Here is a 16020-nt window from a genome sequence, read left to right as displayed (position 1 = left end):
ATGTACGGAAAAATTAAAGAACACTTACAAAACGAAATAGACGCTATTAAAGAAGCAGGTCTTTACAAAACAGAACGTATAATAACTTCTCCGCAAGATGCAGTTATAAAAATATCTACAGGAGAAGAGGTAATTAACTTTTGTGCAAATAATTATTTAGGTTTATCATCTCATCCAGAAGTTATTCAAGCAGCAAAAGATGCTATGGATACACACGGTTTTGGTATGTCGTCTGTACGTTTTATATGTGGTACGCAAGATATACACAAAGAGTTAGAGCAAAAAGTAGCAGATTTTTATGGTACAGAAGATACTATATTATATGCAGCAGCTTTTGATGCTAACGGAGGTGTTTTTGAGCCGTTATTAACTGCAGAAGATGCAATAATATCAGATTCATTAAACCACGCATCTATTATAGATGGTGTTCGTTTGTGTAAAGCAAAGCGATATAGATATGCTAATAATGATATGGCAGATTTAGAAGAGCAGCTCAAGCAAGCCAATGCAGATGGTTCTAGATTTAAAATAATAGTTACCGATGGTGTTTTCTCTATGGATGGTTTATTAGCGCCATTAGATAAAATATGTGACTTAGCAGATAAGTATGATGCATTGGTAATGATTGATGAATGCCATTCTGCAGGTTTTATAGGAGAAACTGGTCGTGGTACATTAGAAGAAAAAGGAGTTTTAGACCGTATAGACATTATTACAGGTACCTTGGGTAAAGCTTTAGGTGGTGCAATGGGTGGTTATACTACAGGTAAAAAAGAAATTATAGAAATTCTAAGACAACGTTCTAGACCTTATTTATTTTCAAACTCTTTAGCCCCAGCAATTGTTGGTGCATCTATTAAAGTGTTTGAGATGTTAGATAAGGATACAACTTTAAGGGATAAGCTTGCAGAAAATACGGCATACTTTAAAAAAGGTATGAAAGCAGCAGGTTTAGATATTATAGATGGAGATTCTGCTATAGTACCCGTAATGCTTTATGATGCAAAACTTTCTCAGAAAATGGCTAATATGTTATTAGAAAGAGGCATATACGTAATAGGATTTTTCTTTCCGGTTGTACCAAAAGACAAGGCTAGAATAAGGGTACAGTTATCTGCGGCCCATGAAAAAGAGCATTTAGACCAAGCAATTAAAGCTTTTACCGAAGTAGGAAAAGAACTTGGAATCATATAATTAACATTTTTTTTTTACATATAATGTTAAAAAAAAGAGTTGTTTGATTTTGTTAATAAATCCTAACAACTTACATTTGCAGCTTACAAACACTTAAAACTTAAATTTTAAAGCATGAAAAATCTTAGCAAATTAATGGTTGTTGCCTTACTTCTAGTAGGTGTAAACAACATGCAAGCGCAAGACGAAAATAATCCTTGGCAGATTAATTTTGGTGTAAACGCAGTTGATATGTGGCCAACTAATGATGAGGATGCCGCTTACCCTACTGGAGAATTGTTTGATGAGTACTTCAATGCTACTGATCACTGGAACATTCTTCCTTCTATCTCTTATATTGGAGTTTCTAGATCTGTAGGTAATGGTTTCTCTGTAGGAGTTAGAGGTTCTTTAAATAGAATTGAAAACTTAGGAGATTGGGCAGCTGATGACCTTTCTTACTACGGTTTAGATGGTGCAATTAAATATGCATTCTTAAAAAATACAACAATTGATCCTTTCGTTGAAATCGGTGGTGGTTACACGTGGGTTGATGAAATCGGTTCTGGTACTGTAAACGGTGGTGTTGGTGTTAACATATGGTTCTCTGAGAACATAGGTTTAACATTACAAACTGGTTACAAGCACGGATTTGAAGATTACAGCGTTAAACATTTCCAACACTTAGCTGGTCTTGCTATCAAATTTGGTGGTGCTGATACAGATGGTGATGGTGTTTATGACAAAGATGATGCTTGTCCAGAAGTTGCTGGTTTAGAAGCTTTCAACGGTTGTCCAGATGCTGATGGTGATGGTATCGAAGACAGCAAAGATGCTTGTCCTAACGAAGCTGGATCTAAAGAAATGAACGGTTGTCCTGATGCTGACGGTGATGGTATCGCTGATAAAGATGATGCTTGTCCTAATGAAGCAGGTACTGCTGCATTAAACGGTTGTCCTGATGCTGATGGTGATGGTGTTGCTGATAAAGATGACAAATGTCCTTCTGAAGCTGGTCCTGCTGCAAACAACGGATGTCCTTGGGAAGATAAAGATAAAGATGGTGTATTAGACAAGGATGATAAATGTCCAGAAGTTGCTGGTACTGTTGCTAACAACGGTTGTCCTGAAGTAACTGAAGAAGTTCAGAAGCAATTAAACGATTACGCTAGAACTATCTTATTTGATACAGGTAAATCTTCTATCAAAGCTGAGTCTACTGCTGTTATGGTAGATATCATTACTATCTTAAAAGAGTACCCTAACGCTAAGTTTACAGTTGAAGGTCACACTGATAGTGTTGGTTCTGCTTCTTTAAACCAGAAATTATCTGAGTCTAGAGCTCTTTCAGTAAAAGAATTTTTAGTAGAAAAAGGAATTGGTGAATTTAGATTATCTGCTGTAGGTTACGGTGAAGATAAGCCAATGGCTACTAACAAAACTAGAGCTGGTAGAAAGCAAAACAGAAGAGTTGAAATCAACTTAGTAAAATAATAAGAGTTTTAAACTCTAATTTTATAGAAAAGGCTCCGCAATTGCGGAGCTTTTTTTATTTTTAACCTATGCAAAGCTTTTTAGAAGAAACACTACTTACCATTATAGAAAAAGAAGGTTCATTAGAGAACCTTATTTTTGTTTTACCAAGTAAACGTGCGGGCACGTTTCTTAAAAACGCAATCTCTCAACATACAGATACAACCATATTTGCTCCAGAAATACAAAGTATAGAAGACTTTGTAGAAACTATATCTGGCTTAGCATATGCGTCTAATACACAACAATTATTTGAGTTATACAAAGCATACGAATCTTCTGTAAAAGGAGAAAGAGATAATTTTTATGCATTTTCTAAATGGGGAACTACCCTATTGCAAGACTTTAATGAAATAGATAGGTATTTAGTAGATACCGCTAAAATCTTTTCTCACCTTAATGCAGTACAAGAAATTAACCATTGGTCTGTAGAAAAAGAGAATAGTACTATTATAACCAATTATATTGCTTTCTGGAACTCTTTAGAAGCTTTGTACACAGCTTTTAATAAAGGACTTAAGCAAGAAGGTCTTGGTCACCAAGGGTTAGTGTATAGGCAAGCCTGTGTTAACCTAGGTGATTACATAGAAGAAACAAAACATAGCAAACACTTATTTATAGGTTTTAATGCTTTAAATACAGCAGAAGAACTAATTCTAGAAACTATTTTAGAAAAAACTGAAGCTGAAATTTACTGGGATTTAGATGAGTATTTCTTTAATGATCCTGTGCATGATGCAGGTTTTTTTATTCGTCAGTTTAATAATAAATGGCGTTATTTTAAAGACAAACCTTTACAAATTACAAAAGGACAATACTTAACTGAGAAAAATATTACCATTACAGGTGTTCCTAAAAATGTATCTCAAGCCAAGTTTGTGGGCAATTTATTAGGAGAAATGCACTTAGAAAAAAAGAGTATGTTAACCAATACAGCAGTTGTTTTGGGAGACGAAACTCTTTTAAATCCTTTAATTAATGCTATACCAGAAGAAATTAATGGTATTAATATTACTATGGGTTTTCCGTTGCACAAATCGCCTTTAGAAAGTTTATTTACGCAATTGTTCGAGGCTTATATACGCCAAGATGTAAAGGGTTGGTACTATCAGCAAGTAATAACACTTTTAAATCACCCTTATATACAATTATTGTTTTCTGCTGAAGATTCAGATAATATTGCAGATACCATTTGTACAGAAATTAAATCTAGAAACTGGATTTATGTAGATGTACCTAAATTAAAGTTAGCTAGTCATAACAATACTACTCATTTAGACTTATTATTTTATACTTCTAATGTAACAGTGCCAGTATTTTTAAAGAAATGTTTAACTCTAATTACCGCAATAAAAGAGCACGTAACAGTAGAGGGTAACGGTTTAGAATTAGAATATTTATATAGATTTCATCAGTTATTTAATCAGTTGAATGATTTAGTGATTAAATACCCGTTTTTAGACGACTTACAATCACTTTTTGGACTGTATAAAGAGTTATTGTCTAGTGAAACATTAGACTTTAAAGGAGAGCCTTTAAAAGGTTTGCAAATTATGGGGATGTTAGAGAGTAGAAATCTAGATTTTGAAACGGTAGTATTAACATCTGTAAACGAGGGTATATTACCATCAGGAAAATCTAATAATTCTTTTATTCCTTTTGATATTAAAAAACTGTACGGTTTGCCTACGTATAAAGAGAAAGATGCAGTTTATACGTATCACTTTTACAGACTTCTTCAAAGAGCAAAAAATATTCATTTGGTATATAACACGGAACCAGATGTGTTAGAAGGTGGTGAGGTTAGTAGGTTAATTAGGCAGCTGGTTGCAGATGATAATATGTCAACTTATATTACTGAATCTATAGCTTTTCCAGAAATTAAATCTCCAGAGAAGAAAGAGGTTTTAATACAGAAAGATACACATTTAATGGAGTTAATTAAGGGCATTGCTGCGTATGGCTTTTCGCCAACATCTTTATCTAACTACATTAGAAATCCTTTAGATTTTTATAAAAAGAATATTTTAAAAATTAACGAACTAGAGGAGGTTGAAGAAACAGTAGCAGCAAATACATTTGGGACTATTGTGCATGAAACTTTAGATGAGCTTTATCAGCCATTTTTAGGCAAATTTTTAGATCCTGAAAAGTTAAACGCATTATTGCCATCTATTAATGCTGTTGTACGCAAACAATTTGCTAAGTTTTATAAGAATGTAAGCTTAGAAGAAGGTAAAAATTTAATAGCGTATAATGTTGTCTTAAAGTATGTGGAGAACTTTATAAAGCTAGAAATTGAGAGTGCTAAAAGGCATAAAATAAAAATAATAGGTTTAGAGTTAGCTCTAAAAACAGCTATAAATGTGCCAGGAATAAATTTTCCTATACATATAAAAGGTAAATTAGATAGGATAGATGAGATAGATGGTGTATTACGAGTAATAGATTATAAAACAGGTAAGGTAGAGCAAAGGAATCTTAATTTATCTTCATGGGAAGACATTGTAGAAGAGTACGATAAAAGTAAAGCTTTTCAGTTGCTTTGCTATGCGTATATGTATAACAGTGAGCACCCTATAGATAAAGTTGAGGCCGGTATTTTTTCGTTTAAAAATATAAAAGCTGGAATTTTAAAGTTTACAGATAATAAGAATACCATAATAACCCAAGATACACTGGAGTTATTTACAAAAGAACTGCAAAGCTTGGTATACGCTATTTGTGATCCAAATACGCCATTTGTAGAAAAAGAGATAAAATAGACTTGAAAGGCATTTCATCGATACTTTTTGTTTTTCATCGGAGTTAAATTTTTTTACAAAAAATACAACTTTATTCAACTACAAAAAACTACCATTCGTCTACACTAAATTACTATTGAACATTGCCCTACAAATTAATTAAAATAGTGCAGTTATATTTGCAATATAAAATTTAGAACTATGAATATTTTATTTATTGAAGACGACATGATAGAGACGATGAAGCTGAAAAGAACAGTTTCTAAGCTTCAATTAAAACATAAAATAACAGAGGCGAAGAATGGAGAGGAAGCTCTAGATATATTAAAATCTGGTAATACTTTACCAGACATTATTTTGTTAGATTTAAATATGCCAAGAATGAGTGGTATAGAGTTTTTGTCTATTTTAAAGGCAGATGATACTTTAAGATACTTGCCTACAATTATATTAACTACATCAGAAAATAGAGCAGATCTATTAGAGTGTTATAGAATTGGCATTGCCGGTTATGTTATTAAACCCCTTAAATATGAGGACTACGAGACTAAAATGCAAAGTGTTCTTAACTACTGGGACAACAACGAACTAGTAAAAGGCTAATGATTTAACGCGTTTCACAACAAAAATTACACTGCAGGTGTTATTTTTCTTACTTTTAATTACTTAAATGTCTAAGTATGAAAGGAGTTGTGTTTACAGAGTTTTTAGAAATGGTAGAATCTAAGTTTGGATTAGAAACTGTAGATAATATTATAGAAAATTCTAATTTACCATCAGAAGGAATTTATACCTCTGTTGGTACCTATAGTTTTAACGAAATGGTAAGTCTTATTACCAGTCTAAGCACAGAAGTTAAAACGCCAGTAGGAGATTTAATCTACGCATTTGGCTTATTTTTATTTAATGGTTTGGCAAGCGCACACCCAGAAGTAATAAAAAGCTATAATTCTCCTTTAAGTTTATTATACTCTATAGAAGACCACATTCATGTACATGTTAAAAAACTGTATCCTGATGCTGAGTTGCCTACATTTAAAATTTTAGAAAAAACAGATACATCTATTTCTATGGTTTATTCTTCGTCTAGAGGTTTATACCAGTTAGCACATGGTCTAATAGAAAAGTCTTTTGAGCATTTTAATAGTACAGCTACAGTAACGTATCAACTTTTAAACGATAACGGAACAGAAGTTAAATTTGATATAGTACAGAATGGATAGTGAGAAAGAAATACACTTGCTAAAAAGGGCATTAGAAAGACAAAAAAAAGCGAGAATACAGGCAGAGAAAATTTTAGAAGATAAATCTAAGGAGCTTTTTGATACTGCGCTACACCTTAAACAGGCAAACAACAAATTAGAAAATTTGTTAACAGAAACAACATCGCAATTAGATGGTGGTTTTGTTAATATTATAGACCCGTATGTTGTTATGGATCTAAATTTTAATGTTGTAAATATGAATAAGTCTGCCCGAGACTTTCTGGGCTATGACAACACTAAAGAAACCATTAGCCTACCCAAATTAGTACACAAAGATTTTATACAATACACTATAGAGTCTTTTCAGCGATTGCTAGAAATTGGGACGTTAAAAAATTACAGAGCTAAAATTATTTTAAAAGATGGTAGCTATAAGTGGATACAAATAAATACAAGTGTTATTTATGATAAAAACTTAAAGCCAATAGGAGCCCAAGGTATAATAAGAGATATTAGTCAGGAAACCGAAATTAAAGAATTACTTAACGAGCAAAAAAAGCAATTAGATATTATTGTAGAAAATTCTCCACTAGGTATTGTTTTAACTGTTGACGATAAAATAATAAAATCTAACACTGCATTTACAAACCTTTTAGGGTATGAAAATGCCGTATTGGAGGAAATAAAATTGTCAAATATTTCTGAACCCGAAGATGTGGAAGCTACAGAAAAGCAGGTTGCAGAAATGACTGCAGGGCTTTTAGATAACTTTTCAACTGTAAAAAAATACTTTAAAAAAGATGGCTCTATAATTTTAGCAAAAACCAATGTAAGTGTTGTTAAAAATGATAAAGGAGAGGTAGAATATCAGGTTTCTGTAATAGAAGATATTACAAAAGAGAGAAAAGCAGAAGAGCAAATTAAAGCAGAAAAAGATAAATACAGTGGTATTATAGCTAATATGAATCTTGGTTTAATAGAGATAACTATTGATGATGAAATTCAGATGGTTAATCAATGCTTTTGCTCTATGAGTGGTTTTACCAAAGAAGAACTTATTGGTAAAAATGCAGTAGATGTATTAAAGTTACAAAACAATAAAGCCGTAGAAGAAAAAACGCGTAAAAGGCTAGAAGGAATTTCAGATTCTTACGAGATTAAAATATCTAATAAAAACGGAGAAATAAGAGATTGGCTTGTTAGTGGCGCTCCAAGATATAACGTAGAAGGTAAGGTTGTTGGTTCTATTGGTATTCATTTAGATATTACAGATCAAAAAAAGTTAGAAGAACAAAAAGAACAATTACTTAAAGAATTAAAAATTAGTAATGATGGTTTGCAAGAGTATGCACATATAGTATCTCATGATCTTAAATCACCATTGCGTAGTATAAGTGCATTAGCAACTTGGACTTATGAAGATTATAAAGATGTGTTAGATGAAGCTGGCGTGCAAAACCTAACACTTATGCAAGAGAAGGTTGCTTTTATGGACAAGTTAATTCACGGTATTTTAGAGTATTCTACTGCCGGAAGCTCGCAAATGTCTAAAGCTAAAGTAGATTTAAATACTATTATTACAGATATAAAAGACAGTATTTATATACCAGAACACGTAACTGTAGTTGTACCAGAAAAACTTCCGTTGTTAAATGCAGACAGTACTAAAATTCATCAATTATTTCAGAATATAATTGGAAATGCTGTTGTGCATATAGAAAAAAAAGAAGGAGTTGTAAAAGTACTGTTTACAGAGCAAAAAGAACATTGGCAATTTTGTATAGAAGATAACGGTGTTGGTATACCAGAGAAATTTCATAAAAAGATATTCGAAATTTTTCAATCTATAGGAGACAACGAGCGTTCTACAGGAATAGGCTTATCAATAGTTAAAAAAATTGTAGATCGCTACCAAGGTAAAGTTTGGATAGAAAGTGAATTAGGAGAAGGAACAAAATTCTTTTTCACACTTAAAAAAAACATTAATTAGAGTTATGAAAATAGTACAAGCAAAAAAAAATAATGGCTCTAGTTTTAAATTTACAACCAAAAAGGTAGCTTTAAACAACCCTTTGGTATTGGTTTTTGGCAATAGATATATGTTAGAGGATGTAAACCTATATACAGAGATTAAACAAATGTTTCCTAACGGAAATATAGTATTTGGTAGTACTTCTGGTGAAATTTTAGGCGATAGTGTAACTGATAATTCAATTGTATTAACGGCTATAGAATTTGAAAAGTCGAGTTATATAGTTAAGAGTAAAAACGTAAAAGAATTTAATAATAATGAGCTTGATTTAGGATCGCAATTAATATCAGAATTTCCTAAAAAAGACCTTAAACATATATACGTAGTATCTGAGGGTAGTACAGTAAATGGCAGTGCTTTAATTGCCGGAATAGAAAAAGAAAAACATATATCTATAGGTTTGTCTGGTGGTTTATGCGGAGACGATGATCGTTTTGAAAGAACGTTAACAGCTTATAATGAGAGTCCTAAAGAAGGTGAAATTGTTGCCATTGGTTTTTATGGTAAAACATTAGAGATTACTAGTGCTAATTATGGAGGCTGGACAGGTTTTGGGCCAGAACGTATTATTACAAAGTCTAAAGGAAATATTTTATATGAGTTAGATGGCAAACCAGCATTAGACCTTTATAAAAAGTATTTAGGAGAAAAAGCAAATGAGTTGCCTAAATCGGCATTATTATACCCTTTAAGTGTAAAAACAGATGAAGATGCAGAGCCTATTGTGCGCACAATTTTAAATATTGATGAAACAGCAAATACAATGATTTTAGCTGGTGATGTGCCAGAAGGTTCTATTGTACAATTAATGATGTCTACTGTAGATGATATTGCAGAAGGCGCAAATAAAGCGGCTATATACGCATCTAGGAACAGAAAAAACAAACCAGAACTTACATTACTTGTAAGTTGCATTGGCCGTAAACTAGTTATGGACCAAAGAACAGAAGAAGAAGTAGAAGAGGTTTTAGATGTAATAGGTAGCCAATCTAAAATCATAGGATATTATTCTTACGGAGAAATGGCACCTTTTGAGGGTGACAATGCCTGTAAGCTGCACAACCAAACAATGACTTTAACTTTAATTAGCGAGTAATGCATTCACTACTAAAAAGACAAATCCGAAAAAATTTGCCAGAAAAGTTTAAAAATGATGCAGACTTAGCATTGCTATTTAGTGCGGTAGAAAAATCTTATGAAGATTATGACGATAAAATTGCTATGATACAACGTGCAACAACTATTAGTGCACAAGAATTAAAAGCAGCAAATTTAGAACTAGCAGCAGAGGCAAAAGAACAAAACAAAACATTAGAGGCACTAGAAAAAGCCATTAATAGCTTAAATATTAACTTAGGAAATACAGAAAATGTTGTTAATACTGGATCTAATATAGTAAGTGCTCAAATGCTAGCAAAGCATATTAGTAAACAGGCAGAACATATTGCAATGGTTACTGTAGAAAAAGATAAGCTTGTAAAGGATTTGGAGGAACAAAATAAGTCTTTAAATAACTATGCGCACGTAGTATCTCATGATTTAAAATCTCCAATGCGTAACATAAATACGCTAATGAGTTGGATTGTGGAAGAAGAAAAGCACAAGTTTGCAGAGGACAGTTTAAATAACTGCTCATTAATATCGCAGAACTTAATAAAAATGGACAATCTAATTAGTGGCATTTTAAAACATGCTACCATTGGGGCTAATGAAGAAACTAAAAGTAATGTAGATTTAACGCAACTTATAAATGATATAGAGAGTACTATATATGTGCCAGAAAACGTTACAATTACAATAGAAGATAAACTGCCAACAATACATATAGATAAGTATAGATTAGATCAGTTGTTTATGAACTTACTTACCAATGCCGTTAAAGCTACAGAGCATTTAAATAAAGGTATAATAAGTATTAGTTATAAAGAAGATGATAAATTTTGGAGGTTTGCTGTAAAAGATAATGGTAAAGGAATTCCGGCAAAGTACCAAAGCAAAATTTTTGAAATGTTTAAAAAGTTAGATAATGATGTAGAATCTAATGGAATAGGTCTGGCATTAGTAGAAAAAATTGTAAATTTCTATGAGGGTGAAATCTGTTTAGAATCAAAAGAAAACGAAGGAACTACATTTTACTTCACTATTAAAAAAGAACAGAATGGAACAGCCTAATCTTAATTACGTAAATACGTTAGCAGACGGTAACCAAGAATTTTTAAACGAATTTATAGCTATTATAAAAAAAGAATTCCCTGGAGAAGTACAGACGTACAGTACAGGAGTTAATACTAAAGACCATATTGCTACAGCAGATATTGTACATAAATTAAAACACAAGTTTAATATACTAGGACTAGAAAAAGCCTACGGATTGGCTGTTACTTATGAAGACGAGCTAAGAGAAGGTAATTTTAAATTAGACTCAGAATTTAAACAGATACTAGATAAAATAACTAGCTACCTAAAAACCATTTAGAATATGAATTGTATTATAGTAGATGACGAAGCAACAGCAAGGCTAATTGTATCTCAGCTATGCTCTAAAATAGATAACTTAGATGTTATAGATGATTTTAGTAGCGCAATAGAGGCTATAAAATTTTTAAATCAGAATACAGTAGATGTTATCTTTTTAGATATACATATGCCTGGTTTTAGTGGTTTCGATTTTGTGCAGACATTAAAAAATCCACCAAAAATAGTTTTAACTACTTCTGATACAAATTTTGCAATAGAAGCTTATGAGTACGAGGCTATTGTAGATTATTTGGTTAAGCCAGTTACATTAGAGCGTTTTGAAAAATCGATACAAAAAGTGAAGAAATCACTTTCTCAACAACCAAAAGTAGAGGCAGTGACGGAAAGTGCATCATCTAACTCAGAACTTGGCGAAGAGCTATATATTAATATAGATAGACGATTAATAAAAATAAATTTTAACGACATACAGTTAATAGAAGCCAAAGGAGATTATATAGAAGTTAAAACAGTAAAAGAAACTTATAGAGTGCGTAATACACTAAAGAAAATTAAAGATAAATTACCAGAAAAGCTGTTTTTACAAATACACAGATCTTACATTATAAACTTTACTAAGATTATAGATATAGAAGATAATAGTGTGTTAATAGAAAAAAATGTAGTGCCTATAAGCAGGTCTAATAGACCAGAACTAATGAGAAGATTAAACTTATTATAAGTTAAGTTTAACTAAAATATAAATAAAGCCTTAGCTATGTGTTAGGGCTTTATTTGTTTATACTGTATTTTTTCTTCAATCTATCTAAAAATAAAGGCTGCTTAGTTAAGTAGTATTTTAGTTTAATACCTACTTCTGTAAACTCAAAACCGGCAGCTGTAGCAGATGCTATATTACTATACTTAGCATATATATCACCTATTAATCTATCAGAAAATTGATGTGTTACTCCAGCTTCTGCTCTAAAGAGAGAACTAGCATCTTGTTCTTCTACATACTGTAGACCTGTAGCTGCACTTGCAAAATAATTAGTTTTAGAGTTTATTTTACCTCTAACGTCCCCAAATAGTTCTAAAGCTTTGTACTTATCTGGGCTAAAATATATTAATGGTAACTGATCTTTAAATGTTATGTATTGGTAGTTTACACCAAATTTTAAGGCAGGTTTGCGTAATACATTGTAATATAAAGAAGTAAATAAAAGGTTTCTTTCGTTGTTGTCTGTCTGTTTTGTGTGTATTAATTGGCTATACCAGCCTAAATTAAAGTTTGTGCTTAAGTTGTAGATTAAGCTATAATGGTTCATCACAATTTCTCTTTCTATTAACTCGGCATTAAAGTTTTGTACTTCTCTTTGGTATCCTAAATCTAGGTTTAAAAAAGACAAAGGCTTCATTTGTAATTTAGCCTGAATAATAGGTTGTGTGTACGCTGTGTTAGAAAACCTAGAGTTGTTAAGTCCAACAGAGGTTAATAAATTAGTTTGTGGCATCAACTTATATTCAATGTCTGCTTGTACAATATGCGAATTTGCCTTGTTGTTTGTTGTGGTATTTTCTGTGGTTCTATATTGATAAGATACCGTTGTTCTAAATTTAGTAGATAACGGAACCATAACAGCACTTCTTAAAGATATTGCCGTATTATCGCCATTATCAAACGTGTAGCTAACTTGTTGTTCTGCAAATGGCGTGTAGTTTGTATTTAATTTTTTAATTAAGCCAGAGGCATCTTTCTGTTTCGGAAAAATATCTAAGGTTTTATATGTAGTTATGTATGCAGGTACAATTTTATCAGACGCAAATAATGCATTTGCTTTACCTAAGTTACCATCAAAAGAAAGACTATCGTTGACTAATATTTTATCATAGTTTGTAATGCTGGTTTTAAATTTAGCAGTGTACATACCCAAGGTAGCTTTTAAAGCCAGAACCCAATTACGATTTGGATATTTTTCTTCTAAGACACTAATTTCTTTTTTCGCGGAGACAAATTTTCTATTCCAGATTAAGGCTTGTACATAACGTTCTTCACTTTTTTCTAAAAGTTCGGTATCTTTAAGTTTAATTGCTTTTTGTTTAGCGTTAATAGCCGTTTCTAGAGCTATTTTTTCTTTTTCTCCTATATGCTCTGCTAGAGCAACACCATTTAGAGCTGTAATAGAGTCTTTAGGTGTTTTAGCGTATTTATAATACGTTTCTTTAGCTTTTTTTACCTCCTTAGTAATTAAAAAGATATTAGCTAGGTTTAATAGTGCATCTTTATCATCCGGAAAATCTTCTAATATTTCGTTTAATAGGCTCTCTCCCTTTTTGTAATTCTGGTTATTTACATAGTAATTAGCATAGCCAAGTTTAATGTATTTTCTAGATACTTTAGCACTACCGTTATTAGGATCTATTTCTAGAGCTTTGTTAACCCATTTTAAAGCGTCTTTGTATTCCTTTAAATTACTTAATGTGTTTGCATACCCTAGTATTGCAGCAAAATTTTCAGGATTTTTAGCAACTAAGTCTGCGTATAAAGGTTTGGCTTCTTGGTATTGATTTGCCCATAAAAAAGATTCGTAATAATTTATCTGTACTTCAAAATCATTAGGGTGCTTTTTTAGTAGGTCTTTAAATATTGTATTAGCTACCTCTGGTTCACCGCTTAAACCAACTGCTCTACCATAACAAATTAAAACAGTTTTGTTTGTAGGTAAGCTTTTTGTAAAGGGTTCAAAAAATGTTTTTGCTTCTTTAAAATCTCCATTCTCTAACAATTTAAAACCAGGAGTAAAGTCTTCTTGTGCGGTTAAAGATATGGTAATAAGGAATATAAAAAAGGATGCAAATTTTCTCATTATAGAACAGGTAGGGTTATTACTACAGTAATATAACGAATACATTTTAGATTTATTAGTGCTTTGTTTTATTTAATTAATACAGAACTAATTTTTTATTTAAAGAGAAAACCTAACCATTCATCTACAGTAAACGTCTAGTCGTCTACAGACGCCAATTTAAGATAATAAGTTCCCTGATATTTGCTGTATCAATAAAACAAAACTTAACCTAAAATATAAAATTATGGCTTTACAAATTAATCATAACAGCTAGTTTTTAGAAGTAAAAGGAAATCTTAACACTCAGAATATGAAGACACTTAACAACCATATCGATTTTTATTTAAAGCGTAACGAAAAATTAATTTTGTCTCTAGAAAGAGTAAACGAAATAGTTTTTTCTAGCGCTAAACAATTAGAGCAATTATATATTAAGGTAGCCAAAAACAATAAAGTTTTAACTATTGTTGGCCAAGAGAATAAGCAAATTGCGCCAGTAATGATTTTGTCTAACACATCTTATATCTTTAGCAATGACCGCGTTTAGTTTTGTAAAAAAGAAGATTACTCCAGAGCAATTATTTATGACAAGTGTACTTGTTGTAAACGGAGGAAACTACCTATATAACTTAATATTAGGTCGTATGTTGGGACCTACTGCCTTTGCAGATGCTGCTTTACTAATAACATTATTATTAGTGTTATCGTTTGTAGGAATGACTTTTCAATTGGTAACTACAAAATTTAATATTTTGTTTTCTGGAGAACAATGGATTGCTTTTGAAAATTATATGCAGAAATACGCTGTTATTTTTGGATTCGCAATTGGAGCATTACTTTTCTTCTTTTCACAAGATTTACAACAATTATTTAATACGCAATCATCTACAATGTTTAAGGTTTTTGCAGTTGGTATTCCACTTTACTTTGTTATGTCTGTTAAAAGAGGAAAATTTCAAGGAAAGCAAGATTACGCAGGTTTATCTGTAACATATCAATCAGAAATGTGGAGTAGACTTTTAATAACGCTAGCATTATTGTTATTTGTTCCTATGAATCCGGCTTTTTTGGTAGCTGTGGGCATAGTTATCTCTTTTGTTTTTGGACTTGTACCAGTAAAATTCAAGAAAATATCTTTTTCGGCTTCTAAAGTTTTAACATCAGAAAACAAAAAGAAAGTAACAACATTTATACTATTAACTGCAGGTTACGAGCTTACACAGATTATAATAAACAATAGCGATGTACTATTAGTTAAGCATTACTTTAACTCTTTAGACGCTGGTCTTTATGCATCTTTAGCATTAATAGGTAGAGTAGTTTACTTTGTAGCCTGGATGTTTGTAATGTTATTATTACCTGCTGTTATAGAAAAAAGAAAAGAAGGAAAACGTACAGCGCCTATTTTATTTAAATATGTTGGTTATATAAGTTTACTATCTGTTGTTATAGTTGCTGCTTGTTATATTTTTCCAGAAACAATAATCTCTTTAATGTTTGGAGATGCTTATTTAGCAATGTCATCATTATTATGGCAATATGCATTGGCAACTTCCCTTTTTGCAATCTCTAACATATTTGCATACTATTTTTTATCTCTAGACTATTATGTGCCGGTTATACTATCTGGCGTATTAGGATTATCACAAATAGTATTAATAGTATTTTTTCATAGCAGTTTAGCTATGGTCGTTCAATTACAAATTATAGTAATGTTAGCATTGCTTTTTGCACAGCTACTTTACTTTTCATCAAAAAGAAATATATAAGACCTACTTATAATATGACTGTTCCCCCCGAGAAACGGCCTAAGACTTTTAATTAAGTTTTGGGCTTTTTTGTTTTTGAGAAACTCTTGTTTAATTACAATAATAAGGTTCTGTTTTTATTAACGCAATAGATAAAACCTTGTTTTTACGTTGTTGTTTTGCTACTAAAACCTCTAATCGCAACACTCTTTTCATTCGTCTATAGTAATAGTTGATTCGTCTCTAATCGCCTTTTAAATAAGGGTTTAAGATGGATAT

Annotated in this window: 12 protein-coding genes and 1 pseudogene; 12 read left to right on the top strand and 1 reads right to left on the bottom strand. The window is 31.5% G+C overall.

All coding sequences use genetic code 11. The features are described 5' to 3' along the window. The 10 genes from kbl (at position 1) to BT107_RS11520 (ending at position 11886) form a co-directional block, all read left to right on the top strand. On the top strand, positions 1–1194 hold the full coding sequence (gene kbl, locus BT107_RS11565; protein ID WP_072303971.1) for a glycine C-acetyltransferase: 1194 nt from the start codon (positions 1–3) through the stop codon (positions 1192–1194). A 114-nt stretch (positions 1195–1308) separates the two neighbouring features. Then, on the top strand, positions 1309–2667 hold the full coding sequence (locus tag BT107_RS11560; protein ID WP_072303970.1) for an OmpA family protein: 1359 nt from the start codon (positions 1309–1311) through the stop codon (positions 2665–2667). Positions 2668–2735: 68 nt separating this feature from the next. Further along, entirely contained in the window at positions 2736–5471 is a 2736-nt protein-coding gene (locus BT107_RS11555; protein WP_072303969.1) for a PD-(D/E)XK nuclease family protein, read from the top strand. Between the two features lie 180 nt (positions 5472–5651). After that, entirely contained in the window at positions 5652–6053 is a 402-nt protein-coding gene (locus BT107_RS11550; RefSeq protein WP_072303968.1) for a response regulator, read from the top strand. Between the two features lie 77 nt (positions 6054–6130). Continuing rightward, a complete protein-coding gene (locus tag BT107_RS11545) occupies positions 6131–6673 on the top strand; it encodes a heme NO-binding domain-containing protein (RefSeq protein ID WP_072303967.1) in 543 nt (180 codons plus the stop codon). Further along, positions 6666–8645, top strand: coding sequence for a PAS domain-containing sensor histidine kinase (locus BT107_RS11540; protein WP_072303966.1), 1980 nt, complete (start codon positions 6666–6668; stop codon positions 8643–8645). The genes BT107_RS11545 and BT107_RS11540 overlap by 8 nt, the downstream gene beginning before the upstream one ends. 4 nt (positions 8646–8649) lie before the next feature. Then, on the top strand, positions 8650–9783 hold the full coding sequence (locus BT107_RS11535; RefSeq protein WP_072303965.1) for an FIST signal transduction protein: 1134 nt from the start codon (positions 8650–8652) through the stop codon (positions 9781–9783). Continuing rightward, positions 9783–10859, top strand: a complete 1077-nt coding sequence (locus BT107_RS11530) for a sensor histidine kinase (protein WP_072303964.1) — start codon at positions 9783–9785, stop codon at positions 10857–10859. Before BT107_RS11535 ends, BT107_RS11530 begins: the two co-directional genes overlap by 1 nt. Further along, positions 10846–11163: an Hpt domain-containing protein gene (locus BT107_RS11525; protein WP_072303963.1), complete on the top strand. Its 318-nt coding sequence runs from the start codon at positions 10846–10848 to the stop codon at positions 11161–11163. The genes BT107_RS11530 and BT107_RS11525 overlap by 14 nt, the downstream gene beginning before the upstream one ends. 3 nt (positions 11164–11166) lie before the next feature. Further along, entirely contained in the window at positions 11167–11886 is a 720-nt protein-coding gene (locus BT107_RS11520) for a LytR/AlgR family response regulator transcription factor (protein ID WP_072303962.1), read from the top strand. A gap of 49 nt (positions 11887–11935) precedes the next feature. Here the strand turns inward: BT107_RS11520 and BT107_RS11515 are convergent, their stop codons facing one another. Continuing rightward, on the bottom strand, positions 11936–14011 hold the full coding sequence (locus BT107_RS11515; RefSeq protein ID WP_072303961.1) for a tetratricopeptide repeat protein: 2076 nt from the start codon (positions 14009–14011) through the stop codon (positions 11936–11938). Positions 14012–14282: 271 nt separating this feature from the next. Between BT107_RS11515 and BT107_RS11510 the strand changes: the two are divergent. Together BT107_RS11510 and BT107_RS11505 are read left to right on the top strand one after the other, a co-directional pair. Further along, positions 14283–14540: pseudogene (locus BT107_RS11510) on the top strand (hypothetical protein); the annotation flags it as partial. Further along, the gene (locus tag BT107_RS11505) at positions 14527–15762 is read left to right on the top strand and encodes an MATE family efflux transporter (protein ID WP_072303959.1); all 1236 of its coding nucleotides are present in this window, start codon (positions 14527–14529) and stop codon (positions 15760–15762) included. The pseudogene BT107_RS11510 and the gene BT107_RS11505, both read left to right, overlap by 14 nt. The last annotated feature ends 258 nt before the right edge of the window (positions 15763–16020 follow it).

This window comes from Cellulophaga fucicola, assembly GCF_900119145.1.
Lineage (GTDB): Bacteria > Bacteroidota > Bacteroidia > Flavobacteriales > Flavobacteriaceae > Cellulophaga > Cellulophaga fucicola.
Note: the sequence above shows the minus strand (reverse complement) of the source record. Positions and strands in the feature narration are given on the sequence as shown.